The sequence below is a fragment of the Flavobacterium psychroterrae genome, from assembly GCF_018380615.1.
Lineage (GTDB): Bacteria > Bacteroidota > Bacteroidia > Flavobacteriales > Flavobacteriaceae > Flavobacterium > Flavobacterium psychroterrae.
Genome location: NZ_JAGYVZ010000023.1, coordinates 1 through 24,906, shown reverse-complemented (window position 1 = coordinate 24,906; position 24,906 = coordinate 1). Strand labels below are relative to the sequence as shown.

26 protein-coding genes are annotated in these 24,906 nt (G+C 32.4%); 12 read left to right on the top strand and 14 right to left on the bottom strand.

Annotated elements, in window-relative coordinates; genetic code table 11:
• Positions 1-54 precede the first annotated feature (54 nt).
• The 4 genes from KHA90_RS20110 (at position 55) to KHA90_RS20095 (ending at position 2,561) form a co-directional block, all read left to right on the top strand.
• Entirely contained in the window at positions 55-870 is an 816-nt protein-coding gene (locus KHA90_RS20110) for an alpha/beta hydrolase (protein ID WP_213305518.1), read from the top strand.
• Between the two features lie 39 nt (positions 871-909).
• Positions 910-1,128, top strand: a complete 219-nt coding sequence (locus KHA90_RS20105; protein WP_213305515.1) for a putative signal transducing protein — start codon at positions 910-912, stop codon at positions 1,126-1,128.
• A 90-nt stretch (positions 1,129-1,218) separates the two neighbouring features.
• Positions 1,219-2,022, top strand: coding sequence for a Cof-type HAD-IIB family hydrolase (locus KHA90_RS20100; RefSeq protein WP_213305512.1), 804 nt, complete (start codon positions 1,219-1,221; stop codon positions 2,020-2,022).
• Between the two features lie 11 nt (positions 2,023-2,033).
• Positions 2,034-2,561 carry a GNAT family N-acetyltransferase gene (locus KHA90_RS20095; RefSeq protein WP_213305509.1) on the top strand — a complete coding sequence of 176 codons (528 nt, stop codon included), beginning with the start codon at positions 2,034-2,036 and terminating at the stop codon, positions 2,559-2,561.
• Positions 2,562-2,661: 100 nt separating this feature from the next.
• On the opposite strand, the gene KHA90_RS20090 is transcribed toward KHA90_RS20095, so the two are convergent.
• A complete protein-coding gene (locus KHA90_RS20090; RefSeq protein ID WP_213305506.1) occupies positions 2,662-3,180 on the bottom strand; it encodes a hypothetical protein in 519 nt (172 codons plus the stop codon).
• Between the two features lie 503 nt (positions 3,181-3,683).
• Between KHA90_RS20090 and mtaB the strand changes: the two genes are divergently transcribed.
• On the top strand, positions 3,684-5,018 hold the full coding sequence (gene mtaB, locus KHA90_RS20085) for a tRNA (N(6)-L-threonylcarbamoyladenosine(37)-C(2))-methylthiotransferase MtaB (protein ID WP_213305503.1): 1,335 nt from the start codon (positions 3,684-3,686) through the stop codon (positions 5,016-5,018).
• 198 nt (positions 5,019-5,216) lie between these two features.
• Here mtaB and KHA90_RS20080 read toward each other — a convergent pair whose 3' ends face one another.
• From KHA90_RS20080 to KHA90_RS20045, 8 genes are all read right to left on the bottom strand, one after another.
• On the bottom strand, positions 5,217-5,726 hold the full coding sequence (locus KHA90_RS20080) for a hypothetical protein (protein WP_213305488.1): 510 nt from the start codon (positions 5,724-5,726) through the stop codon (positions 5,217-5,219).
• A 101-nt stretch (positions 5,727-5,827) separates the two neighbouring features.
• Complete coding sequence (locus KHA90_RS20075) at positions 5,828-6,544, bottom strand: 3-ketoacyl-ACP reductase (protein WP_213305485.1); 717 nt, start codon at positions 6,542-6,544, stop codon at positions 5,828-5,830.
• A gap of 112 nt (positions 6,545-6,656) precedes the next feature.
• Positions 6,657-7,244, bottom strand: coding sequence for a phospholipid scramblase-related protein (locus KHA90_RS20070; protein WP_213305482.1), 588 nt, complete (start codon positions 7,242-7,244; stop codon positions 6,657-6,659).
• A gap of 134 nt (positions 7,245-7,378) precedes the next feature.
• On the bottom strand, positions 7,379-7,732 hold the full coding sequence (locus KHA90_RS20065; protein WP_213305479.1) for a TonB-dependent receptor plug domain-containing protein: 354 nt from the start codon (positions 7,730-7,732) through the stop codon (positions 7,379-7,381).
• A 44-nt stretch (positions 7,733-7,776) separates the two neighbouring features.
• Positions 7,777-9,915, bottom strand: a complete 2,139-nt coding sequence (locus tag KHA90_RS20060) for a vWA domain-containing protein (RefSeq protein ID WP_213305476.1) — start codon at positions 9,913-9,915, stop codon at positions 7,777-7,779.
• A 35-nt stretch (positions 9,916-9,950) separates the two neighbouring features.
• A complete protein-coding gene (locus KHA90_RS20055) occupies positions 9,951-10,892 on the bottom strand; it encodes a hypothetical protein (RefSeq protein ID WP_213305474.1) in 942 nt (313 codons plus the stop codon).
• A 2-nt stretch (positions 10,893-10,894) separates the two neighbouring features.
• Positions 10,895-11,395, bottom strand: coding sequence for an RNA polymerase sigma factor (locus KHA90_RS20050; RefSeq protein WP_213305472.1), 501 nt, complete (start codon positions 11,393-11,395; stop codon positions 10,895-10,897).
• Positions 11,396-11,845: 450 nt separating this feature from the next.
• Positions 11,846-12,682 (bottom strand): DUF6929 family protein, encoded by an 837-nt coding sequence (locus tag KHA90_RS20045; protein WP_213305470.1) that lies wholly within the window; start codon positions 12,680-12,682, stop codon positions 11,846-11,848.
• Between the two features lie 270 nt (positions 12,683-12,952).
• Here KHA90_RS20045 and KHA90_RS20040 point away from each other — a divergent pair, with 270 nt between their 5' ends.
• The 4 genes from KHA90_RS20040 to KHA90_RS20025 all read left to right on the top strand — a co-directional run bounded on the left by KHA90_RS20040 (position 12,953) and on the right by KHA90_RS20025 (position 16,940).
• The gene (locus tag KHA90_RS20040; RefSeq protein WP_213305468.1) at positions 12,953-13,831 is read left to right on the top strand and encodes a PPK2 family polyphosphate kinase; all 879 of its coding nucleotides are present in this window, start codon (positions 12,953-12,955) and stop codon (positions 13,829-13,831) included.
• 214 nt (positions 13,832-14,045) lie between these two features.
• A complete protein-coding gene (locus KHA90_RS20035; RefSeq protein WP_213305466.1) occupies positions 14,046-14,642 on the top strand; it encodes a porin family protein in 597 nt (198 codons plus the stop codon).
• Positions 14,643-14,766: 124 nt separating this feature from the next.
• Positions 14,767-15,816: a sensor histidine kinase gene (locus KHA90_RS20030; RefSeq protein ID WP_213305464.1), complete on the top strand. Its 1,050-nt coding sequence runs from the start codon at positions 14,767-14,769 to the stop codon at positions 15,814-15,816.
• A 410-nt stretch (positions 15,817-16,226) separates the two neighbouring features.
• On the top strand, positions 16,227-16,940 hold the full coding sequence (locus KHA90_RS20025) for a LytR/AlgR family response regulator transcription factor (RefSeq protein ID WP_213305461.1): 714 nt from the start codon (positions 16,227-16,229) through the stop codon (positions 16,938-16,940).
• Positions 16,941-16,942: 2 nt separating this feature from the next.
• On the opposite strand, the gene KHA90_RS20020 is transcribed toward KHA90_RS20025, so the two are convergent.
• Both KHA90_RS20020 and KHA90_RS20015 read right to left on the bottom strand, forming a co-directional pair.
• A complete protein-coding gene (locus KHA90_RS20020) occupies positions 16,943-17,878 on the bottom strand; it encodes a DUF6268 family outer membrane beta-barrel protein (protein WP_213305458.1) in 936 nt (311 codons plus the stop codon).
• Between the two features lie 168 nt (positions 17,879-18,046).
• Positions 18,047-18,562: a hypothetical protein gene (locus KHA90_RS20015; RefSeq protein WP_213305455.1), complete on the bottom strand. Its 516-nt coding sequence runs from the start codon at positions 18,560-18,562 to the stop codon at positions 18,047-18,049.
• Positions 18,563-19,022: 460 nt separating this feature from the next.
• Between KHA90_RS20015 and KHA90_RS20010 the strand changes: the two genes are divergently transcribed.
• Complete coding sequence (locus KHA90_RS20010; protein ID WP_213305452.1) at positions 19,023-19,250, top strand: hypothetical protein; 228 nt, start codon at positions 19,023-19,025, stop codon at positions 19,248-19,250.
• An 82-nt stretch (positions 19,251-19,332) separates the two neighbouring features.
• A complete protein-coding gene (locus tag KHA90_RS20005) occupies positions 19,333-21,267 on the top strand; it encodes an LTA synthase family protein (protein ID WP_213305449.1) in 1,935 nt (644 codons plus the stop codon).
• Between the two features lie 37 nt (positions 21,268-21,304).
• On the opposite strand, the gene meaB is transcribed toward KHA90_RS20005, so the two are convergent.
• From meaB to KHA90_RS19990, 3 genes are all read right to left on the bottom strand, one after another.
• The gene (gene meaB / locus KHA90_RS20000; RefSeq protein WP_213305446.1) at positions 21,305-22,426 is read right to left on the bottom strand and encodes a methylmalonyl Co-A mutase-associated GTPase MeaB; all 1,122 of its coding nucleotides are present in this window, start codon (positions 22,424-22,426) and stop codon (positions 21,305-21,307) included.
• Positions 22,427-22,621: 195 nt separating this feature from the next.
• Positions 22,622-23,263, bottom strand: coding sequence for an NAD(P)-dependent oxidoreductase (locus KHA90_RS19995; RefSeq protein WP_213305443.1), 642 nt, complete (start codon positions 23,261-23,263; stop codon positions 22,622-22,624).
• Between the two features lie 57 nt (positions 23,264-23,320).
• Complete coding sequence (locus tag KHA90_RS19990; RefSeq protein ID WP_213305440.1) at positions 23,321-23,728, bottom strand: RrF2 family transcriptional regulator; 408 nt, start codon at positions 23,726-23,728, stop codon at positions 23,321-23,323.
• A gap of 116 nt (positions 23,729-23,844) precedes the next feature.
• On the opposite strand from KHA90_RS19990, the gene KHA90_RS19985 reads away from it, so the two are divergent.
• Entirely contained in the window at positions 23,845-24,756 is a 912-nt protein-coding gene (locus KHA90_RS19985; protein ID WP_213305435.1) for an AEC family transporter, read from the top strand.
• Positions 24,757-24,906 lie beyond the last annotated feature (150 nt).

Here is a 24,906-nt window from a genome sequence, read left to right as displayed (position 1 = left end):
GACTGTAAACTGAGACTGTAAACTGAGACTGAAAAAAATATAATATTTTGAAATATGGAGATGTTAAAAACGATTAAGTTTTTGACAATTGTGCTTTTGGCATTTTTTGTTGTTATTTACGTAATTATTGTTTTCTATGTTTATTTCAATCAGGTTGGAATGGTTTTTCAGAGCGCAAAACTTTCAAAAGACCATCGATTTGATTACCAACATAAATTTGAAGAACTCAATATTAAGTCTTTTGATGGAGTACAATTAAATGGTTTATTATTTAAAGCGGAACATTCTAAAGGACTTGTTTTCTATCTTCATGGAAATGCCGGAACATTAGAAACCTGGGGAAGTATTGCTAAAATATATACGAATCTGGGATATGATATTTTTATTTTAGATTACAGAAGTTTTGGTAAAAGTGAAGGTGAAATTGAAAATGAAGAACAATTAAACAAAGATGTTTCGGTAGTTTATAAAACATTAACGCAGAGATATCCTGAAAATAAAATTATTATTACAGGTTATTCGATTGGTTCAGGATTGGCGACAATTTTAGCCTCGGAAAATAATCCAAAAGCTTTGATTTTGCAATCGCCTTATTATAGTTTTACCGAATTGTCGAGTAGCAAAGTACCATTTTTTCCTGATTTTCTAAAAAAGTTTACTTTAGAAACTTATGAATATCTGCCCAAAATAAAAGTGCCGATTTATATTTTTCATGGAATGCACGATCAGTTAATTCCTTATGAAAATTCGGTTAGACTGAGTAAACTTTTGAAAAGTAACGGACATTTTTATCCATTAAAAGATCAGGAACATACCGGAATGAATGAAAATAACGATTTTCAAAATCAGTTAAAAATAATATTACAATAAAGAATAAAGAATTCAAATAATTAGAAAAAATAAAATGTTATGGGATTAATGAAGGTGTATTCAGGAAGTGAAATTTTAGCAATTGCATTGTTAGAAAGATTAGAAGAAGCTGGAGTAGAAACAGTAAAAAAAGATAATATCCAATCGGCACGTTTAGGCGGGTACGGAGGTTCAGATTTAGCTGTTGAAGTATTTATTCAGGAAACAGATTTCGCAAAAGCAAATCCGGTTATCGAAGAATTCAGGATGAGTATCTAATAAAAGAGTAGTCAGTCGCAGTCTCAGTTTTCAGTCCTTACTGTGACTGAAAACTGCGACTGAAAACTGAAAACTGAAAACTAAGAAAATATGCAATATAAAATGCTGGTGCTCGACATGGATGATACTTTGTTGACAGACGATCATAAAATTTCGGAATTAAATAAAAAAGTACTTCTTGAAGCGCAGGCAAAAGGCGTGTATGTAGTTTTGGCTTCTGGCAGACCAACATCGGCAATGACGGCTTATGCTAAAGACTTAGAACTTGATTTGAATGATTCGTATATTATTTCATTTAATGGCGCTGTAATTAGCACTGTAAAAGATGAACTTATATTATTTGAACAATGTTTAACGCCGGAACAAATTCATGATTTATACGATTATAGTGTAAAAATGAAAACGCATATTATCACTTATATTGATGGTGAAATTGTTAGCGAAACTGATTCGAAATATATAGAAATTGAAAAAGATATAACAGGATTGCCACATAATAAAGTGCCTGATTTTAAAGCAGCTGTAACTAAACCAGCAGTGAAATGTATTTTATTAGCAGAACCTTCTTATTTAAAAGAAGTAGAAAAAGATTTAAAACTAGCAATGCCCCATTTAAGTATTGCAATGTCTAAGCCTTTTTTCCTGGAAGCTGCTCAAAACGGAATAGATAAAGCGGCAAGTATTAAGCTTTTGGCAGCGAAATTAAATATTCATCAAAGCGAAATTATTGCAGTAGGAAATGCAGGAAATGATTTAACAATGATTGAATATGCCGGACTTGGAGTTTGGGTTGATAATGTTACGCCGGAATTACGTGACAGAGCAAATGTAATTGTGGCGTCAAATAATAATGATGGAGTTGCTGAGGTTGTGCAGCGTTATATTTTAAACTAAATTTAGTTGAGATGAAAGAACCAATAGAAACGGAACGATTACTTTTGAGAGAATTACTTATTTCAGATGCTGACGGAATGTTCGAATTGGATTCGAATCCAAAAGTGCATCTTTTTCTTGGAAATAAACCGGTAAAAGATATTGAGCAAAGTCTTGATCAAATAAAAAATATCCAGCAACAATATAAGAATCTTGGAATTGGCCGCTGGGCTGTAATTCTAAAAGAAACGAATGAGTTTTTGGGCTGGTCCGGAATTAAGCTGATCAAAAATGAAATCAACAATCATAAAGATTTTTACGAATTAGGATATCGTTTTATCGAAAAACATTGGGGAAGAGGATATGCCACTGAAGCCGGAAAAGCTTTTATAGATTATGCATTTAATGTAATGAAGGTTGAAGCGCTTTATGCTTACGCCGATGCAGGGAATGAGAATTCAAGAAAAATTTTAGAAAAGCTTGGATTACATTACGTAAATTCTTTTGAATATGAAGGAGAATTGGAAGTTTGGTACGAAATGAAAAATCCAAACTTATAAATCCTAAGAAATGCGTTCCAAATCTTTGTAATCTCTTTGTTTAGATATACAAAGATTTGGAAAACAGCTCGTAGTTTTTCTAATAGTAAAATATTAGATATTATTTTTTAGCTACAGAAACAAAATATTTATTTCCATCACCCATTGTCAGTTTTACACGTTCGTCGCAAAGATCGATAGCAAAATTAGCGCTTTCGTAACAAGTACAAGTAGTGTTTTTATCTTTAGACATTTCTGTTTTACAATTGTTGTTTTTAAAAGTAGACAGTTGTGGCGTGTACAAACTTACTAAATCAGTAGAAGCTGTTACCAAAGAGATAATACTTGCCGAGTTATTATTAGTAATTCTGTAAACAATTCTATCAGTATAATTTACTTCATTTACTGTTACTTTACGAATATAAGTATAAGCTGTTGAGCCTTCACTAGGTTCCTTTACTTCAAATTTAAATCCAACCGCACGAATTGCAATATCAAATTGAGATTGAGAGTTTAAGCTCGCCCAAGTTGTCAATGTACTAATAGATGGAAATGGATTAGCAGCCGGAGCAGCAGTTTGTGCATGCGAGCTAAAAATGGTTAAGAACATCAAGCAGATTGTGGGTAAAAATGCTTTCATATGGAATTTAATTTATAATTTTTGCCTACTCTTTCTGGTTTTCGGCCTTCCCATTTTTATTATAACAAAACAACAACATAACGAGGGAAAATCAAAATTGTTATGGATGAATTATTATTTAAATAATATAATTTTTTTTATCAACTTTTTTGAGGAAGTGAAAGTACTTCTAAAAAATAATTTAATCAAATCTAAATGTAAGAAAATTTCAATCTAAACAGTATAAAAATGTATTTAATCGATGTTATTTGCATTTAATCGATGTTTTTGTCATTTTATTCTTATTGAAATATTTAATTGTTTATTTACAGGTAAAATTTATTCATTGGTATTTTAGTTTGATTTAAAGTTTTTTATCGTGCTTTTAAATATATGTTTGTCGCAAATTATTGATATATAGTGTATTATTGATTTTATTTTAAAGAATATTGTACGTAAATTTGCAAACTCTTTAAAAGAGATGTAAATATAATATCTTACTACTTAAAACGTAGTTTATTCCCATGGAAAATAGAAAAAAAGTTGCTTTTTATACGCTTGGTTGCAAACTGAATTTTTCAGAAACCTCTACAATCGCCAGAAACTTTAATGATGAAGGTTTTGATCGTGTTGATTTTGAAGAAGTAGCCGACATTTATGTCATAAATACCTGTTCAGTGACAGAGAATGCTGATAAACAATTTAAGCAGGTGGTGAAAAAGGCAATGAAACTTAATGATAAGGCATTTGTAGCTGCTGTGGGTTGTTATGCACAATTAAAACCAGAAGAATTAGCAGCCGTTGACGGTGTTGATTTGGTTCTTGGAGCTACAGAAAAGTTTAAAATCACCGATTATATTAACGACTTAAGCAAAAATGATATGGGTGAAGTGCACTCATGTGAAATTTCTGAAGCTGATTTTTATGTTGGAAGTTATTCTATTGGCGATCGTACCCGCGCATTCCTGAAAGTTCAGGACGGCTGCGATTATAAATGTACCTATTGTACAATTCCGCTTGCAAGAGGAATTTCAAGAAGTGATGCTTTAGAAAATGTTCTGCAAAATGCCAAAGAAATTTCATCTCAAAATATTAAAGAGATTGTTTTGACAGGAGTAAATATTGGAGATTACGGAAAAGGAGAATTTGGGAATAAAAAACACGAACATACTTTTCTGGATTTAGTTAAAGCATTAGATGAAGTTGAAGGAATCGAGCGTTTGAGAATTTCATCAATCGAACCTAATTTATTGAAAAATGAAACGATTGAATTTGTTTCTAAAAGCAGAACTTTTGTACCGCATTTTCATATTCCTTTACAATCCGGAAGTAATGATATTTTAAAATTAATGAAACGCCGTTATTTACGTGAAGTATATACAGAACGAGTAAATAAAATTCGCGAAGTAATGCCACACGCTTGTATAGGTGTTGACGTGATTGTAGGTTTCCCCGGAGAAACAGACGAACACTTTTTAGAAACCTATCATTTCCTTAACGAAATGGACATTTCTTACCTGCACGTTTTTACTTATTCTGAAAGAGACAATACAGAAGCTGCAAATATGCCAGGAATTGTTCCGGCAAACGTAAGAGCGAAACGCAGCAAAATGCTACGTGGATTATCAGTTAAAAAACGCCGTGCTTTTTATGAAACTCAAATAGGAACTAGTAGAACTGTTTTATTCGAAAGTGAAAATAAAGAAGGATATATTCACGGTTTTACCGAAAATTATGTGAAAGTAAAAACTCCATGGAATCCTGAATTAGTGAATACATTACAGGAAATCAATTTGACTAAAATCGACGAAGATGGAAGTGTTCGTTTGGAGTTTATAAACAAATTGACAGAAGTTTAAAAAGTTCCGAAGGAACGAAACATATTGTAGAGATGGATTTTAATCCATCATACGCAATTAGAACAGCATAGTTTTGTCATTTCTGTTACAAAAAACAAGAAAGCCCTTTATCAAAAGGGCTTTCTTGTTTTTGTAAACCTTTTGTCAAAGTTTTAAACTTTGACAAAGGTGATACATAAGTTGAATTTTAGAATAATCCTATTTCTGACCTTCAGGAATCACTAATTTCAAAGAATTAATATAATCCGTATCAAATTCGATAACTCTTATTTTTTGTGGATTAAAACTCAAATCACCACCAAACTGACCTTTTATATCTAAAAAATCAATTGTTAGTTCTTCGTCATTTAATTCTATCAGTTTTCCTAAATAAGCTGATTTAGCCGATTTTTTCGAAATCTGAAAAATTCCGTATTTGTTATTTACATAATTCAGGATGGAACTTAAATCACGAATTGGGATAATATCTTCGGCATTTGTTTTTAAACCTTTCAGGCGAATTACTTTTTCGGTAAATTCTAAATCCTGATCTCTGTGAACCGCTTCGATGTTTTTGTTTTTCAGAATTACAAAACCGTCCAAAATAAAATCCTCGGGATTGTTTCTCAGTAAAATCCAGTCATCTGAATAATCAATTAGAAATCCGGTAAAAATTTCTTTTTTATCTGTAAATTCTATTGCAATTAATTGTCTTAAATATTGTTCCATGTGGTTTTTTTTAAAATTCCAATTAAAAAATTCCAAACTCCAATTCATTCAACAGTTGGAATTTGGAATTTACGAATTATTGGAATTTATTTATTTTTAGTTTAAGGATTCGTAGACCAGATACTGCTGTTTTTAATAAAAACTCTGCGGCTTAATTTCAATTGCGCAATAATTAATTCGGCAACATCTTCAGATTGCATTACTTTATCCGGATTTCCATCTGTTAACTTTAAATCTAAGGCTAAATCAGTTGCAACTGTACTTGGCGTTAAAGCAGTAACGCGAATATTATGTTTACGAACTTCCTGCATTAAAGAATCAGTTAATCCTAAAACAGCAAATTTAGAAGCACTGTAAGCACTTGTCAGGGCATTTCCGTTTAATCCCGCTGTTGATGAAATATTAATGATATCACCCGTTTGTCTTTCGATCATATTAGGTAAAATAGCTCGGGTTGTATAATACGTTCCCATTAAGTTTACCTGAATAATTTTTTCCCATGCATCCGGTTCAAGCGCCATGAAATTTCCAAAAGCGGCAATTCCTGCATTATTGATTAAAATATCTATTGTTTTAAATTCGGCGAAAGCCTTTTCAACAGCACTATTTATAGAATTAATATCTGAAACATCAGCAGATAAAGCCAAAGATTTTACACCTAAAGCAGCAGTTTCAGTAGCTAATTGATCAACATCAGCCTGAGTTCTTGAAACTAAAATTACATTTACACCTTCTTTTGCAAGTGCAATTGCAATTGCTTTTCCAATTCCTTTTCCTGCGCCGGTAATCAGGGCATTTTTATTTTTTAAGTCTGTCATGATTTATTTTTTAGAAATGCAAAAAGCATCATTTTAGTTACACAAAAATACAGTTTTTGAGCCCTAAAATGATGCTTTTAGATAATTTCTTAATCTAAGTTTAACAACTTTTTTATTCTTTCAATACCATGTCAATACACATTACAGCCGCAAGAATTAATTGTCTTAACGGACTATCCGGTGCAACAGTTTCTTCAATTTGCAACACATAATTGTCAGCACTGGTAAAAAGTTCTCTACCCATTCCTGCCCATTTTTTAGTTACCTGAGCTAATTGTTTGTCTTCATGACTGAATTTAAAATCCCAACCCGTCCATTTTCCCTGAAGAGTTGCAGCAGATCTTTCGTTTTTATCCAAAATTTCAAATTTACCTCCAATCGAAAATATTTTTTGCTTGAATGTTCCCAACAAACGATCTTTTTCGTCAAAAACCTCAACAGTCGAACGAAGCCATGCAATTCCGCGTTTTACCGAAATTATTTTTTCTCCGGAAACGGTAGTAATTTCAATATTAAAAGGTGTCATTGTTTTGTAATCTGTAAAGCGCAACATTTTAGTAAAAAATCCGAGATTATTTTCTCTGCAATTCATGACAATTTCGTTGGTTTCAGGATTATAAATATCGTAGTTGTTAGCGGCTTTAAACATTCCAACATGTTCTTTTACAAGAAATAGGTTCTGATTTAAGATAGGGTTCATTAAATTTTGTTTGAATTGATTTGTAAATGATTTTTTAAAGATTGTTAGTTCTAATTTTCTTTAAAGAAGATCAAATGTAAAAATAATTCTGTTAATAAATCAATATTAAATGGAATGAATCTGTGTAATCAAATTCACTCATTTTCTTTTATTGTAATAATTATAGCGCCATTTATTCCTTTATTTCCGTAGATCTCAATTGCTTCAGTTTCTCTAATAACTTTCATTTCTTGAATATCATTCGGGTTTACTTTAGAAAATTGTTTTGAATTTACTATGACTCCATCAAGAATTATCAAAGGTGCATTCATAAGAGTTTTTTTTGATGGCGTACATATTGTTATCCAACTAACTTCGTTTACAGGCTTTACATTTGAAACTTCTTTTTGCTGTGCGTTTGACATGAAACATGTAAGGACTGGAAATACTAATGAAATAAGTTTAATGTTTTTCATCGTTTTAATAAAAGTTGAATTTATCTTTGTCAAAGTTTTAAAACTTTGACAAAGATTTTTAGGATTAGCTTTGAATTTTAATTGAATTTTGCTGATTCGGTCAAACGAATAAACTCGGCTTTGTAACCTTCAGTATCATTTGAAATTCCTTGTTTGGCTAATTTTAAAATATCATCAGAAGATGTATTCGAAATTAATTTTGAATCTCTTAATTTTAATCCAAACCAGGCAACAGCAGTACTGAATTTAAAATCATCAGAAGCTTTTTCTAAAGCCACAGCTTTGTTTTCGATCACTTGTACAATTTCGATACTTTTATCTCCATCCGGTTTTTTATAACGAAATTTTATTGTGGCAAGTTCATCCTTATAATTATTATCTGTTTCTTTTACTTTTGTATATTTCAAATCATCAGGTTGTGTGTTTAAATAATCACTTGTAACTCCGGCGGGAATAATTTCGTACAAAGCCGTAACCGTATGATTGCTTCCTAATTCGCCGGCATCAATCGCATCATTTTTAAAATCCTCAGGACGCAATTTTCTATTTTCATAACCAATTAATCGGTATGCCTGAATTTGTTTTGGATTAAATTCGATTTGAATTTTTACATCTTTTGCAATTGCAAACATAGAACCTTTGAATTCTTTTCCTAAAAAACGATTTGCTTCCTGAATATTATCGATATAGGCATAATTTCCGTTTCCTTTATCGGCCAATGTTTCCATTTTGCTGTCTTTATAATTTCCCATTCCGTAACCCAGACAAGTCAGGAAAACGCCGGATTTTCTTTTTTCTTCAATTAGTTTTTCCATGTCGGTATTAGAAGTGCTGCCAACATTAAAATCTCCATCAGTCGCAAGAATTACTCTGTTATTTCCGTTTTTTATAAAATTTTCTGTTGCAATTTTGTATGCCAGTTCAATTCCGGCTCCTCCGGCTGTACTTCCTCCGGCATTCAATTTCTCAAGAGCATCATTGATTGTTTGTTTTTCGTTTCCGGAAGTTGGAGACAAAACCAATCCTGCTGCTCCGGCATAAACTACAATTGCAACTTTATCTTTTTCTCTTAATTCATTTACCAATATTTTCAAAGATTGTTTCAATAACGGTAATTTATTGATATCGCTCATTGACCCCGAAACATCAATTAAAAACACCAGATTTGAAGCCGGCAAACTTTCTGTTGGAATATTTTTTCCTTGCAGACCAATTTTTAGCACTTTGTTTTTAGCATTCCAGGGAGAATCACTTAATTCAGTACTAATCGAGAAAGGATTTTGATCTTTTGGCTGTGGATAATTATATTTAAAAAAGTTTACCATTTCTTCGACACGAACAGCATCTTTAGGAACAGCTTGTCCGTTATTAATAAAACGTCTCACATTTGTATAAGATGCATTATCGACATCAATAGAAAATGTAGAAAGTGGCGCCGTTTTTGGGCTTTCAAAGTCATTTTCTACAAAAGTGTTATAATCTTCCTGACTTGGTTCAACGGGTTGAATATTTAATTTGGCATTAAGTTCTTTCTCAGAAAGATTTTTATAGATTCCGTTTTTTGTATAGACAACCACAACGCCACTTCCGGCTTTGCTTCCATAAATTGAGGTTGCATCATCATCTTTTAAAACTTTTACTTCCTGAATATCATTTGGATTAACTTTAGCAAATTGATTTGATCTTACCGGAATTCCGTCAATAATATACAAAGGTTCATCTTTAGCCGAAACAGATTGAACTCCACGAATTACACTATTTTGATTTGGCGCAGCCTGAACATAGTTTGCAGAAGTCTGAACACTTACAGCTTTTACTTTTGATGCTTTGACGGGTCTGCTTTTTCTCTCAGGACGTGAATAACTGTTGTCTTCATATTCTGATGATCCGTAACCTACCACTAGAACATCTTGTAATTGGTTGCTGTTTTCTTGCATTATTACATTGATGATGTTGGGTTGTTTGACAGTAATATTTTCAGTCTTGAATCCAATATAGCTAAAAATCAAAACGTCACCGGGTTGTGCCTGAATAGCATAATTGCCATCGAAATCTGTTTGTGTTGCTTTTTTTGATTTTTGCACCATTATACTAACACCCGGCAAAGGCGCTTTAGATTTATCTGTAACTGTTCCTGAAATTCTTTTTTCCTGTGCTGTTGTTAGGAAACATATAAGCATAGAAAGGGCTAATGAAATAAGTTTTACGTTTTTCATGATAGTAATTTTTAAATTAAAAAAGTGTGTTTTAGCTAGTTTTTGTCAGCTGGTTTTCCGTTTTTGGTAGTAATTATTACGACACCTTTTTTGCCTTTTTCGCCGTATTTTGATGTGGCTTCCAAGTCCTGAAGAACGGTAATAGTTTTAATTTCCTGTTTGTTCAAAGGCGCGTAAGGACTTGTTGGGTTCTTGCCAAATAAATCATTTTCAGAATAATAGATTCCGTCGATAATATATAATGGCTGATCTAAAATAACCAGGGAATCTAAATTTTCAGGTTGTAAATTATGAAGTTCATTTTGCATCATTTTATCTCTTTTTTCATCGCTTTTATGAGATATAGGGCTTCCGTTTATAATAACAAGTGGTGCGCTTTTTTTAGGTGCTTGCGATTGTCTGTCGGCAAAAGCAACTTTAGCTGATTCTCTTTCTATTGTTTTGGAATAATCTATATTTTCTACTGCTTTATCTTTGGAATAGCTACTTTCATTTTCCTCAGCATAATTTGATGCTACAGAAGCTACAGGCTCTTCGATAATCATTGCATCTGCCGTACCGGTTCCCGTTTCAGCAACAGAAACTGCTGATTCGTTTGCTGCAACTTCATTTTGTTGAATAATTGGATTTTTCAGAATTTTAATAGCGTCAGGTTTTGGAAATAAAGGAGAATCTGAAAAAACAAGACCATCTTTTTTCTGTAAAACAGGTTTCTCTGTGTTTTCTTTTATAACAACTTTTTGATTTTGAAATAATATTTTATCTTTTTTGAAGAATTGTGATGCTATCGAAATCAATAATAAAAAAGAAGCTGCAATGGCAATTTTTTTCCATAACGAAATGGCTTTTTTATCTTCTTTCTTGTCCAGTTTATCTTCAACGCGTGACCAGACTTTTTCCATTCCCGGAAAATCCCTTGATTCCGAGTTATGTGCGGCTTCTTTAAATTTATCGAATATTTTATCTTGATTGTCCATGACTATTTTGCTTTTTGGTAATACAATTTATTTACTAATTCCTTTAGCTTGGTTTTTGCAGCATTCAATTGTGATTTTGATGTGCCTTCAGAAATGTTAAGCATTGCAGCTATTTCTTTGTGTCCAAAACCTTCTATAACAAAAAGGTTAAAAACAGTTTTACAGCCGTCTGGAATATGATTTAGTAAATTGAGTAAATCCTCTTCTTCTAATGAATTAATCTCATCTGTAAAAGGTTGAGAAAGCAATTTGACATCATCAAGATACATATTGAAATTGGTGTGTTTTTTGATGGTTGCCAAACAATGATTGACGGTTATTTTTCGCGCCCACGCTTCAAAAGCCAGAACTTCCTTAAGTTGTTCCAGTTTTGTGAATATGGTGTAGAAAGCGTCAGCCATAGCTTCTTCAATTTCTTCTTCCTTTTTGAGGTATCGTTTGCAAAGGCGATACAATTTTGGAGCCATATGCTCATAAACCTGACGCTGAGCATCTCGGTTCATTTTTTTGCAGTTAGAAATTAGAGTTTCGTTTATCACAATTGTTGTCTTTATACTAAAGAGGGAGAAAAAGATAAAAAGGTTGGGAAGGTTGTGAAAAAAAGTTTTTTTTAAAGGTTCAAAGGTTCAGAGTTGCAAAGGTTCAAAGGCATGTAGGTTTTATTATAGAGGTGCACAGCAGTGCGTCTTCCGCAAAGATATTCGCCAATTTTTTCTATTCTTTTCAAAGGATTAAAATCCCTTACTACAAAATAAATCATTCCTACGGAATTTATAAAAGAGTTCCGAAGGAATGGATCATATTGTAGAGATGGATTTTAATCCATCATTCGCATTTAGATGAGCCACATTATAAAGCAAACGGATATTTATTGCGGGACACGCACTGCTGTGCGTCTCTACGATTGGCGTTGTGTTTTTCGTTGTATTTTAATCAATATCACGCGTTTAAATTTACTTCATTGGCAAAGTCAATTTAAAAATCTTTGTTTCTAACAATTCCGTGTCATTATCTTCACACAACAAAAACTCGATTTTGTCATTTGATTTTTTATAAAAAGTCAAACCTTCAAATTTATTTGTTGAGGTAATTTTTTGAGTAAAATCTATTTTCATGGTTTTAAGATCGATTCTGCCAATGAAACTTCCCAGGATTTCGCCGTCGTCGTAAGTTGATTTTGTGTCTTCGGCAGTAGAAAGGAAATAGATTTTATCGTCGACCAGAATAGCATCGGTAAAACTGGAACGAACGCCTTTTATTTTTGGGAGTTTATAATTGGTTGCAACCAAAGCAAATTCTTCTCCAAGATTTTTAGCATGGATTGTAAAAATGGTGTTTTTGTTGGAGATTCCGTTTCCGCGATTGAATAAATACCAGTTTTCGCCATCAAAAATGGCGCCTTCAAGATTAAAATCTTCAGGTTTTATAGATCCGAAACTTTGCATTACGGCATATAAATCGACCAAATTATTTTTTTGAAGAATGGTTTTGCTTTTAAGATCAAAGGCAATCATTTTATTTCGGTTTTCGGTTGAGCCGGAACCAAAGACATATAAAGTATCGTTATGATGTGTTACCGATTCAAAATCTGGTTTGATATTTTTTGGAATGTTTTGCGACGGATTGTCAATTAAAGGATGGTGATCTAATTGCTTGTTCTGAATATTATATTCATATAAAAAACCACTGTTGTCGCCAATGATATATAGAGAATCGTTATTTAAAAATAATCCTGATGCAGAGCCGATGCCAATGATTTGAAATAATATTTCTAATGTGAATTTTTCCATGAATGTTTGTTTTGAAAATAAATGCTTAGCCCGGATTATCTCACAAAAATTTCATTTTAATTGGAGTTCAATGAACTTCGTCTGTAATGAAAATACTTTGAGAAGAAATTGATTTCTTTCCTGACGAAACAAAGCTATTCCCGACGCTTAGGGATAAACTCTTGCTATTGATCTGAAAAAAAGCAATTATCTAAAAAAAAAGTATTGCAATGAATAGCAGGAATATGCTTCGTAAAATTAGTATATTTATAATACAAAAAGTGAAAATATATGAAATCTATAGACCCAAATAATTTTAAAGTTACAGATAAAATAAAATTATCAAAGATTCCGACTTTGCTCAAAGTGAAAGCCGATGATGATGAAAAGGAAGAAAAACTGGAGAAAGTTCAGAAAAAATTAAGCGATTTGCAGGATGTAATGTATTCGCACAATAAATATTCGGTTTTAATTTGTCTTCAGGGAATGGATACATCGGGGAAAGACAGTTTGATCAGAGAAGTTTTTAAGGAATTTAATGCACGTGGGGTTGTCGTGCATAGTTTTAAAACGCCCAATTCGACTGAACTCGAACATGATTATTTGTGGAGACATTATATTGCGTTGCCGGAAAAAGGGAAGTTTGCGATTTTTAACCGTACGCATTATGAGAATGTTTTGATTACGAGAGTTCATCCTGAATTTATTTTGGCTGAGAACTTGCCGGGGATTAATTCGGTGAAGGATATTACGCCAAAATTCTGGAAAAAAAGAATTGAGCAAATCAATAATTTTGAAAGTCATATTGCTGAAAACGGAACTATTGTCATGAAGTTCTTTTTGCATTTGAGTAAAGAGGAGCAACGCCAGCGATTATTGCGTCGTTTAGAAGAAGGAAAACACAATTGGAAATTTTCGCCCGGTGATTTAAAGGAGCGTGAATATTGGGATAAATATCAAAAATATTATGAAGAGGCTATAAATAAAACTTCGAAGGAACATGCGCCGTGGTATATTGTTCCTGCTGATGATAAGGAAATGGCACGCTATATTGTTGCGAAGATTATCTGGGAAGAAATGCAAAAACATACTGATATTAAAGAACCTGAACTGGATGAAAAAATAAAAGACAATTTTGAAGTTTATAAAAAAGCTTTGCAAAAAAAATAAATAAGATATTTCTTCAATTAAATAATTAAGATAAATTGTAGTCAAACCCGATAGGTTTTTAAAATTTTTAAAAACCTGTCGGGTTTGTTGTTTAAAAGGAATCAAAATCTTAAAATAAGTCCGTTTGTCAAAACACCAATGCCGTTCATCAAACTAATTTTAGCAGCTTTTCAGGTTTGTGCTTCTTTGCATCAAATTAATAAAAACTATTATCATGAACATGAACAAATTATTATTGCTGGCTACTATTTTCTTATTAGGATTAATTTCTAAACTTAATGCGCAATCTCTATTTCCAGTTCACATTGGAATAAAAGGAGGATCTAATTATTCTGAATTACCGGTTTCAAATGGCTTTAATTCAAAATATGCCATTGGTTATTTTGTAGGTGCGATGGGTAGGTTTGATTTTAAAAGATTCTACATTCAAAATGAACTTTTGTATACCGAGAAATCTTCCGAAATTGAAAAAACTGCTGTGGCAGGATCTAAAAACGCAAAATGGAGAAGTCTTGAAATGCCTTTGCTGATTGGTTACAAAGTCATTGATCTTTCTGCTTTGAACGTGAGGATTTTTGGAGGAGGAGTTTACTCTTATGTTCTCGATGAAAATTTTTCATCAGTAGACCAATTAAAAAATTCATACACGAAATTTAATAAATCTAATATTGGATATCAGATTGGAGCAGGAGTTGAAATGTGGAAATTTACTGTCGATGTAATCTATCAGGGCGGATTAAACAATGTCAGTAAAGATTTTAGTTCTAAGCCAAATTCCTTTAATGTAAGTGTTGGATACTTTTTCCTGTAGCATATAATTGATATTTTAACCCTCAGCAACAGCAAAGAATCTTTTGGTTCTTTGCTGTTTGTTTACAAAATATAGGGTTATTTTTGAACACAAATAATCAAATATTTACTTATTTCTTTTTTAGATGATTACATTAAATAAAAATAAACATTGGATATTTTTAGTTTTTTTCTGGTTTATACTAGGGATCACGATTTGGGCGCAAATGATAGAAGGCTATGATGTTTGGTCCGCTACTTATCAGGCAGTTTTAGTTTTGTTATGTTCAATTTTTTTGGCGCATTTTCTTAGTGATATAATATTACCGAATGCATTAAAGAAAAATAAAATGACTTTGTTTGCCATTCAAAGTGTTATTGTCGTCTTGATTTTATCATTTTGTCTCGCGTTGATTTACACACTTTTTTCAGATTCTTCTTCCCGAATACGAACTTATCCGGAAGATGGACATCTAACAACACTCGAGTTTTTGTGGGCGAGGTTTTGTGGCAGTATTCCAGCAGCAATTTTAATTAACGGAACCGCATGCGGACTTCGGTTTTATCAGGAACATAATGTTATTGAAAAAAACCATGCACAATTGCAGCAAGTTCATCTTGAAGCTCAAATAAAAATTTTACAAGATCAGATCAATCCGCATTTAATGTTTAATGTTTTGAATCATATTCATATTTTAATGCAAAATGATGTAAAACTGGCTTCGAATTTATTGGTACAGTTTTCTGATATTTTGAGATATCAATTGTATGAATGCAACAAAGAATATGTTTCGTTACATCTGGAAATCAAATATCTGAAAGATTTAATTGCTGTCGAAAAAACCCGTTGGGGGAATGAATTGGAAGTAAAAAGTAAATGGAATATTGAAAACAGACAACTTCAAATTGTGCCGTTGCTTTTAGTTCCTTTAATAGAAAATGCTTTTAAACATGTTTCAAGATTACCAAACCAAAAAGGATATGTTCATGTATCGTGCGAACAGGAAAATAAGACGTTGAGTTTTAAAATAGAAAATTCACATGCAGAACAATATAAAACTCCATCAAAAAGTCAGGGATTAGGGCTTGAAAACGTAAAGAAAAGATTAGCGATTCAATATCCGCAGAAACATCAATTGAATATCAATAAAACCGATTCAGATTTTACTGTAACAGTCGTCTTAGATTTAAAATAATTTTTTTATCATAATTAAAAAACAAATATTTTTTTGCCACGACTTAGCACGAATTTTTAAATATACTGTTTTGTGATTTTTGCATTCTTTTAAAAGTTAAGCTTTGCCAACTTTGCGAAAATCTTTGTGACCATTGCGGTTAATTTTTTTTGCCACGAATTGCACAAATTAGCACGAATTTTAAATATACTGTTTGTGATTTTTGTATTCTTTTAAAAGTTAAGCTTTGCCAACTTTGCGAAAATCTTTTTGATCACTGCAGTTTTTTTTTTTGCCACTTCCGATAGCTTAGGAATATAGAGATTAAAAGGTTTTAAAAATAATACAAGGAAAAAATGTGCTCAATCTGCAAAATCTGAATGAAACCCTTTTTAAAAATACACAGCAAATCTGAAACAAAATATAATAACATGAACATGAAATGCCTCATTATAGATGATGAACCGATTGCACGAAACGGAATAGTAGATTTTGTTTCTAAAATAGATTTTCTTGAAGTTATAGGAACTTGCGCTTCGGCATTAGAAGCGACTTTATACGTTCAGGAAAAACAGGTCGATTTGTTATTTCTGGATATTAACATGCCTTATTTGTCAGGATTAGAGTTTTTGGAATCATTAGATAATCCGCCTTTAGTGATTTTTACAACAGCATATTCTGAACATGCTTTAGATGGTTACCGTTTGCAGGTTGTCGATTATTTATTGAAACCAATAACATTTCAGCGTTTTTATCAGGCTTCTCTAAAAGCCAAACAATGGTATGAAATGATGCAGTCTCCAAAGCAAAATCAATTAGATCCGTTTTTATATGTGCGCCAGGAAGAAGGATTTCAGAAGATATCCTGGATAGATATTTTGTATATCGAAGGAATGCAAAACTATGCAAAACTTCATTTTAAAGAAAAAGTTATCGTGATTCATCAAACCATGATTTCATTAGAAGAAACACTCCCAACAGAAATTTTCTTTAGAATTCATAAATCTTTTTTAGTCAACATTACTCATATCGATTCCGTTTCCGGTGGAAGATTATTCATAAATGGACAAGAACTACCAATTTCAAGAACACGCCGTGAAGCATTATTGAAAGAGGTAGTCTATAAAAACTTATTAAGCCGATAGCTTTAGAATTTCCATTTTAAAGCTATGGCACCATAAAATGTAGTCGTAAATCGGGGATCAGCGATATCTTTTTCTTTAAAGATGTCTCTGATTTTTCTGTTTGTAGTTGAAAAATTTCTGACAAGCGTTGTTCCCGCAGTAGGTTCTAAAGTCCAATGTTCACCAAATTTCAGTTGAGGTCTTAAACCGGCAATAATTTGCTGATATCCCAATAAAGTAGATTTGTTTCCAATTTTGGTTTCAGCCGTCATTCCGCTTAATTCAACAACAGCTTTCAGATCAAGATTATCAGACATTCTGTAACCTAATTCCATACCTTCCGGAAAAGTAACTTTAAAATGCAAAGCACCGTGTGATTCCCAATTAAAATAGATTCCCGGCAATACCATCGGAACACCAAAACTATTCGTTAAAACTGGACCAACTCCTAAAGAAAGATTAGGATTAAATTGTTTGATAAAAAGAACTCCTCCTTGTATCAACACATCGTCTTTATTGATTTCGACCATATCAGTATAAACACCAACTGAACCCATTATCAATAAAGACCACGAGGGAGAAATAGAACGTATATGTTTGATTCCAATTTGTGTGTTCAACAATTTATTGGGAAAACCGCCTTGAAATTCTACCGGAAGAGATTGAATTTCATAATTCTTGTTGTCCATTCTGGCGTAAGCACCCTGAAAAAAAACCGTCCAGAGTTTAGGATGATTGTATTTGTCCATTTTCATGGAAATAGGCACTTCAAATGATATTTTCGCTCTTTTAAAATCGCTTTCAGCATTTGTTTTAGTGCTGTCCATTGGTCGCACGTATTTAGAAAAAGGAACGTAATCGACTTTGAATTCTCCCGAAATTCCGGATTGTGATCTGGCAGAAATAGTCACCAATAAAAAAAGGAAAAGCTGTGATAGGTAAAAAACTGTTTTGTTCATGATTTGATTAATTTTTCTGCGAATTACCGCGTTCTAAATCAATCATAAAAAATCATTTGACTAATGGCAGTTTTGTTTTGACCAATGGTATAAAACAACTAAACCCGAGAGACTATGCGATCTCTCGGGTTTATACCAAAAACAAAAAAATAAAATAAACCTGTATTTTTATAAGTCAAAACCATAGGCTAGACGTAAAGCCACCTGATTAGTTTTGAATTTATTATAGTCCTCATAACGCACACTAATGTCAATGTATTTGTTAGCATATCCAATTCCTGGTGCCCATAAAAAAGTAGTTTGGTCGTAACCGTTTGTAACAGCAAATCCAGCACCAACTTCACCTAAAACATAAAATTGATCTTCCCAGATAAAGGCTTTAAAACCTGCTTTTGCCGGAATAAATCCAAGATCTTTTGCTTCAACTCCATCTTTATCTTTCATAAACAAGTTTGTAAAACCTGTAGTTAAAGTCAACGATGTTCTTTTTGTTAAATCATATTGTAAACGAACATCTCCACCAAGTGACCAGCTGTAATCGTTATCTGTTGGAATTCCTCCATTTAATCCAAATCCTAATCTAAAACCTTGATCATAATTTTTAACTTCACTGTCTTGAGCGAAAGTAGTATTGGCAAATAATAAGGCAACGGCAGATAGGCAAAACATTTTTAATTTTCTCATGACAATTTTTTTACGATTTTTAATAGTGTAAAAATAGTTTCAAGGTCGAAGGAGGTCGTTATATAATTTTTAAAAATTGTTATATAATATTAGGGTTTGTTCAGGATAGACTTAATATTTGCTTATGTTTTTAATAATATTAAAGAATCCAAAGCTTCTGATTATCTTTGCCGACTAAAAGAGCAACAAGTGAATTTAAATCAGTGAACACAAAAGAGTTTTAATAATCCGCAAGAAGCATGAATAGGGCTTTTTCCAGGATTAACCCGTTGGTATTATTCCTTGACATTCCCTTTCCTTACTTAAACAAAAAATTAATCCAAAATTCATTTTCAAATACTTAATTTTGAAACTTCAAAAATAAACGTAAACCTTAGGTCTCAATGATTCACACAGATTATTTTTTAATCCTTAATCATTGAAATCATGGCAAAATAATAATAAACAAATACATAATAAAATGGAATTACCTAAATTTTTACTCGGAGATAATACTGATTTCCCAGATGATATTTTCATCATTCACCTTGATTATCCCAGATTTATAATCAACTTAAAAGATGATGAGGTTGAGTTTATGGAAGAAGCAGAAGATCTTGACGAAGCAGAGCTTAATGCAGAAATGGAAGGTTTGATCGTTTTGGCGAATGAGTTTTACGATCGAGAGGTAAAACGTTACGAAGAGTAAGGCGCACAGCATACGTTTCAATGATCGTATAAATAGTCTGCTTTTAAAATATGCCTTAACAAAAAACATTTATATCTTTCTGATGAAAAAATTAAGTTTTTTAAAACCAATTTTCAATTTCATAGCAATTGGATTGCTAATTACTACTTTAAGCCGAATCTTTTTATTTTTTATATTTAAAGACAGAGTATTAGAAACTCCAAATTTCTGGTATATTTTTCCAATCGGACTCCGAATGGATTTAATATTATTATGCTACTTGTCTTTTCTTCCGGCACTTTTAATTACGTTTCTACCAAATAAAGCACTAAAATTCACCAATAATTTTTTAGTGATTTACAGCTTTTTATTTCTATTTCTGATTCTTTTCGTGGAATTGGCTTCGCCGGATTTTGTAAAACAATACGACACACGTCCCAATAAAATTTTCTTAGATTATTTAATTTATCCAAAAGAAGTAGTTGGAATGCTTTTAAAAAGTTATCTGACTTCGATTATTGTGACTTTTATAATTTTAGCAGTAGTAATTTATTTGGCGTTCAAAAAAGGAAAAAAATATTTTTACACTACAAGTACTGAGTATAAATTCAAATTAATGGTTTTTCCATTAGTTGCATTTTTATTGTTTTTTGGAGCACGTTCAAGCCTTACTTCAAAACGTCCGATAAATGCCAGTAATGCTGTTTTTTCAACAGATCAATTGACGAATACTTTAGGATTAAACTCTTTTTATACAGTAGCTTACGCAGCTTATTCTATTAAAAACGAAGGAAACACAAAGATGTACGGTAAAATGGATGAAGCCGAAGCAGTCGCTCGTGTTAAAAAATACATGATTGCCGGACCAAATGATTTTACAGATGCCGAAATTCCGTTTTTACATGTACAGCAGCCAGATTCAGTAAAAAAGAAACCATACAATTTGGTTATTTTTCTACAAGAAAGCTTGGGAGCTGAATATGTTGGGATTTTAGGAGGAAAACCATTAACACCGGAATTTGATAAATTATCTAAAGAAGGATTGTTGTTTACGAATTTATATTGCACAGGAACAAGAAGCGTTCGCGGAATTGAAGCTGTAGTAACCGGATTTTTGCCTTCACCATCAGAAAGTGTAGTGAAATTAGGAAACTCCCAACAAGGATTTTTTACTTTGGCAGAGGCTCTGAAACAAAAAGGTTATGACACCAGTTTTATTTATGGCGGAATGGCGAATTTTGATAATATGGCTTCGTTTTTCAACGGAAATGGTTTTGAGGATATTGTCGATCAGGAAGATTTTGATTCTGATGGAAATAAATATGCTTTTAAAGGAACCTGGGGATATTCAGATGAAGATTTGGTAACCAAAGCAAATAATTATTTTAAAGCAAAAGGAAATAAGCCATTCTTTTCATTGATGTTCTCGACTTCAAATCATGAACCTTTTGAATATCCTGCCGGAAGAATCAAACCTTATGATGCGAAACCGGCAACAGTAAATAACGCCATGAAATATGCTGATTTTTCTATTGGAAAATTCTTCGAAATGGCAAAAAAAGAAGCTTATTTTAAAAATACAATTTTCATCGTAATTGCAGACCATAATACGAGAACATACGGAAAGAATTTAGTGCCAATAAATAAATTTCATATTCCCGCTTTAATCATGGGGCCAGGAGTTCAAAAAGGAGCTGTTTACAGTAAATTAGCAAGTCAAATTGATATTCCGCCAACACTATTGAGTTATTTAGGACAGTCATTTGAAACGCCAATGGTAGGAAGGAATTTAAACAAATTAGATCCAAAAACGCAAGGAAGATCAATCATGCAATTTAATGATATCAATGCATTCAGAGTTGAAAATCAAGTTGTTATTATGCAGCCGAATCTGAAACCTTTACAATTCGAAATCAAAAATGATACGACTTTAATCCCGGTAAAATTAAATGAAGAATTAGCAAAAGATGCTTTGGCACATGTAATTACCGCAGGAAATTTGTATAAAGAGAATAAGTATAAGTTGAGGAAGAAATAGGTTCAGAGGTTCAAAGTTACACAGGTTCTAAGGTTTTTTACTTTGTCCCTTTGTGACTTTGCACCTCTGTACCTTTATTAAAATACAATTTTAATAAACGCTGAGCAGCTGCAAAAGGTGAAATTTCATCATTTTGCACTGCTTTTTTGTTTTGTTCCAGTTGCGAAATAATTTCCGGCTGATTATAAAAGTTCAGTTTGAGTTGTTCGTTGATCGTTTCCATCATCCAAAACTGATTCTGTTCTTTTCTTTTTTCAGGAAAGAAACCAGATTCATTTGTTTGTTCGAAATAGCTTAAAATAGTAGTCCAGATTTCCAAAATTCCTTCTCCTGTTATTGCGCTGCAAGTTGTAACTTTTGGCTGCCAGTTTGATTTTTTTGGAGGAAATAAATGTAAAGCCCGGTTAAATTCCAGTTTCGCCTGATTCGCTTTTTTGATATTATCACCATCAGCTTTATTGATAACAATAGCATCTGCCATTTCCATTATTCCGCGTTTAATACCTTGAAGTTCGTCGCCTGCACCGGAAATTTTTAGTAATAAAAAAAAATCAACCATACTATGAACCGCAGTTTCGCTTTGTCCAACGCCAACAGTTTCTATAATTATAGTATCAAAACCAGCCGCTTCGCATAAAATAATCGATTCACGTGTTTTTCTGGCAACACCGCCCAAAGTATCTCCCGAAGCACTTGGTCGTATAAAAGCGTTTTCATCTTTTACCAATTCTTCCATTCTGGTTTTGTCGCCTAAAATACTTCCGTGTGAAAGTGAACTGCTTGGATCAACCGCTAAAACAGCGACTTTTTTACCTAATCGTGTCAGGAAACTTCCAAAAGCTTCGATAAAAGTACTTTTCCCAACTCCGGGAACACCAGTAATACCTATTCTAATCGATTTGTTAGCGTGAGGCAAACATCCATTAATAACTTCATTTGCTTTTGCGGTATGTTCTGGATTGGTACTTTCGACCAGAGTTATGGCACGACTAAGCGCCGTTCTGTTTCCGTGTAAAATTCCACCAATCAATTCAGTAGAAGAAGGTTGTTGTTTTCTGTTTTTCTTAATTTGATGAATAGCAGCAACATTGGTAATTTCCGGAGGTGAAATTCCTGCTTTTTCATGTAAACTGCCTGATTGTTTTTTTGGACTTGACAAGGTATATTTTTTGGTACTGTAAAAGTACTGAAAACAAAAACAGTTTCAAAAAAGGATTTCTTTGAAACTGTTTTGAAGTGAAACACGAATTACACAAATTTTCACGAATTATTGCCATTTTTTTTGTTATCCTTTTTGTCAGACTTACATACAGCATTAAATAATTTAATTCGTGTAGATTAGTGAAATTGGTGTTTAATAACCCGCCGTAAAACGAACTTGGTGATGTTTTGGAGTTTCAGTTTCATCAGCAATAACAACCGCTAAATCTTCAACAGATAAAATGCTTCTTTGCTCGTCATTAAAAACAGGATTATCTAAACCTAAACGGTATTTTCCGGTTCTTCCGGTTGTAATACCAGCGTGCATTTCAAAAGCAGGACTAAAAAATGCCCAGTCTAAATCTTTTTCTTCCTTGATAATATTCAAATAATCTCTTGCAGCAGTTGCGCCCGCATAATATTCTTTAGGGAAATCCGGTGTATCAACCGCTTGTAATTCAGGAGCTACAAATAAACTTCCGCCGCCTCCAATCGTGATAAAACGTTTTACACCTGATTTTTTTACGGCTTCCTGAATGGCTTTTGATCCAGCAATAAAATCATCATAGATATTTGGGTTCGTCCATCCTGGATTATAAGCATTGATAACAGCATCGTTTCCTTTTAAAACTTCGGCTAAAGCATCAACATTAAAAATATCAGCACTTTTCCAGGTAACATTTGCTGTGTCTTTGGGATTTCTGGCAATAGCAGTAATGTCGTGATTTCTGTTTGATAATTCATTTAGAATGGCTGAGCCAACAAATCCTGTTGCTCCAATAATTGCGATTTTCATAATATATAAATTTAATTAGTAATAAAAAATGTTACAGTTTTATGTAAAAAAATAGTTTTAGAATTGGTTAGAAAAATCTTCTAGCGAAATTCCTTCTAGTTGCAAACTAACTTTTTGATTCATATCAGCATATAAGGCGCTTAAATTTTGATTGATTTTTTTTCCAACCGGACAATCGGGGTTAGGCTGATTTTTAGCGTAACCTAAATTAATCGATTCAAAAGTCATTTCAAATATTTCTTTCAAGGAAATGTTCGAAGGATCAACAGACAGTTTTGTTCCGCCATTTTTACCCTCTTTACTTTCCACAATATGATGCGCTTTTAAATTCGCGATTTCTTTTCTTACCAACACAGCATTCAAATTAATACTTCCCGCTATATATTCTGATGATAAATAATCATTAGGATATTTAGTAAGCAACGTAAGAATGTGAATCGTTATGGCAAATTTACCTGAAATCATACTGTAATAAAATATATTACAAATGTAATTTGTTTTTATTGAATAAAAAATATTTTAACGAAAAATTAATTTTTAGATGCAACTTATAAATCCCTATTTTTGATTCTTTTAACGACATGAACAATTTTATTCTTATATTTTTCTTTCTTGCTTTGGGTTTGATTTTGCAGCATATAAAGCAATTTCCAACTCATATCTATAAGCTTTTAAATAAAATTGTAATTTATATATGTCTGCCAGCCATAACCTTATATCACATCCCGAAAATAAAGTGGAGTAACGAATTATTGTTCCCGATAGCTTCAGGCTGGATCAGTTTTTTACTGGCATTTGTCTTTTTTCATTTTTTAGGAAGAAGATTGGGGTGGTCAAACAAACTTATTGGCTGTTTAATTTTAACTGCCGGATTAAGTAATTCATCATTTCTTGGATATCCAATCATCGAAGCTTTGTTTGGTAAAAAAGGACTGGAAACAGCCATTCTGGTTGATCAGCCAGGAACATTTGTAGTTGTTTCTACTTTAGGTGTTTTCGTTGCTGCTTTTTATTCAAAAGGAAATGCCGATGGTTTTAGTATCTTCAAAAAAATAATCTTTTTTCCGCCCTTTATTACTTTTGTTGTAGCGTGTTCAATGAATATTTTTAAGTATGATTTAAATTTGAATCTACAGGCTATTTTATTAAAAATTGGCAGTTTGGTTACACCACTAGCATTACTTTCTGTAGGATTACAGCTTACTTTTGATCGAAAAAGTCAACATTGGCGATTTCTCAGACTCGGACTTTTCTTCAGGCTTATTGTCACTCCATCCGTAATTTTTGTTTTATATGTTTTGGTTTTCAACCAACATTCTGAAGCTATTAAAATTACAATTATGGAAATGGCAATGGCGCCAATGATCACAGGAGCAATTTTGGCTTCGACTTATGGCTTAAAGCCAAAGTTAAGCAGCATGATGATTGGTTTCGGGATTCCGATTTCCTTTATAACGCTTGCAATTTGGTATTTTGTAGTCAGTTTTATTTAGATTAAAATACTAACTAGATAGAAAATCATTGTTGTCCGATAAAAAAAGAAGCCAAAAAGATGGCTTCTTTAAATGAATCGTAAATTTGTGTTTCGACATACAAAATACGATGAGTAAAAGTAATTATTTTTCTAGTAAATCTGTTTTCGG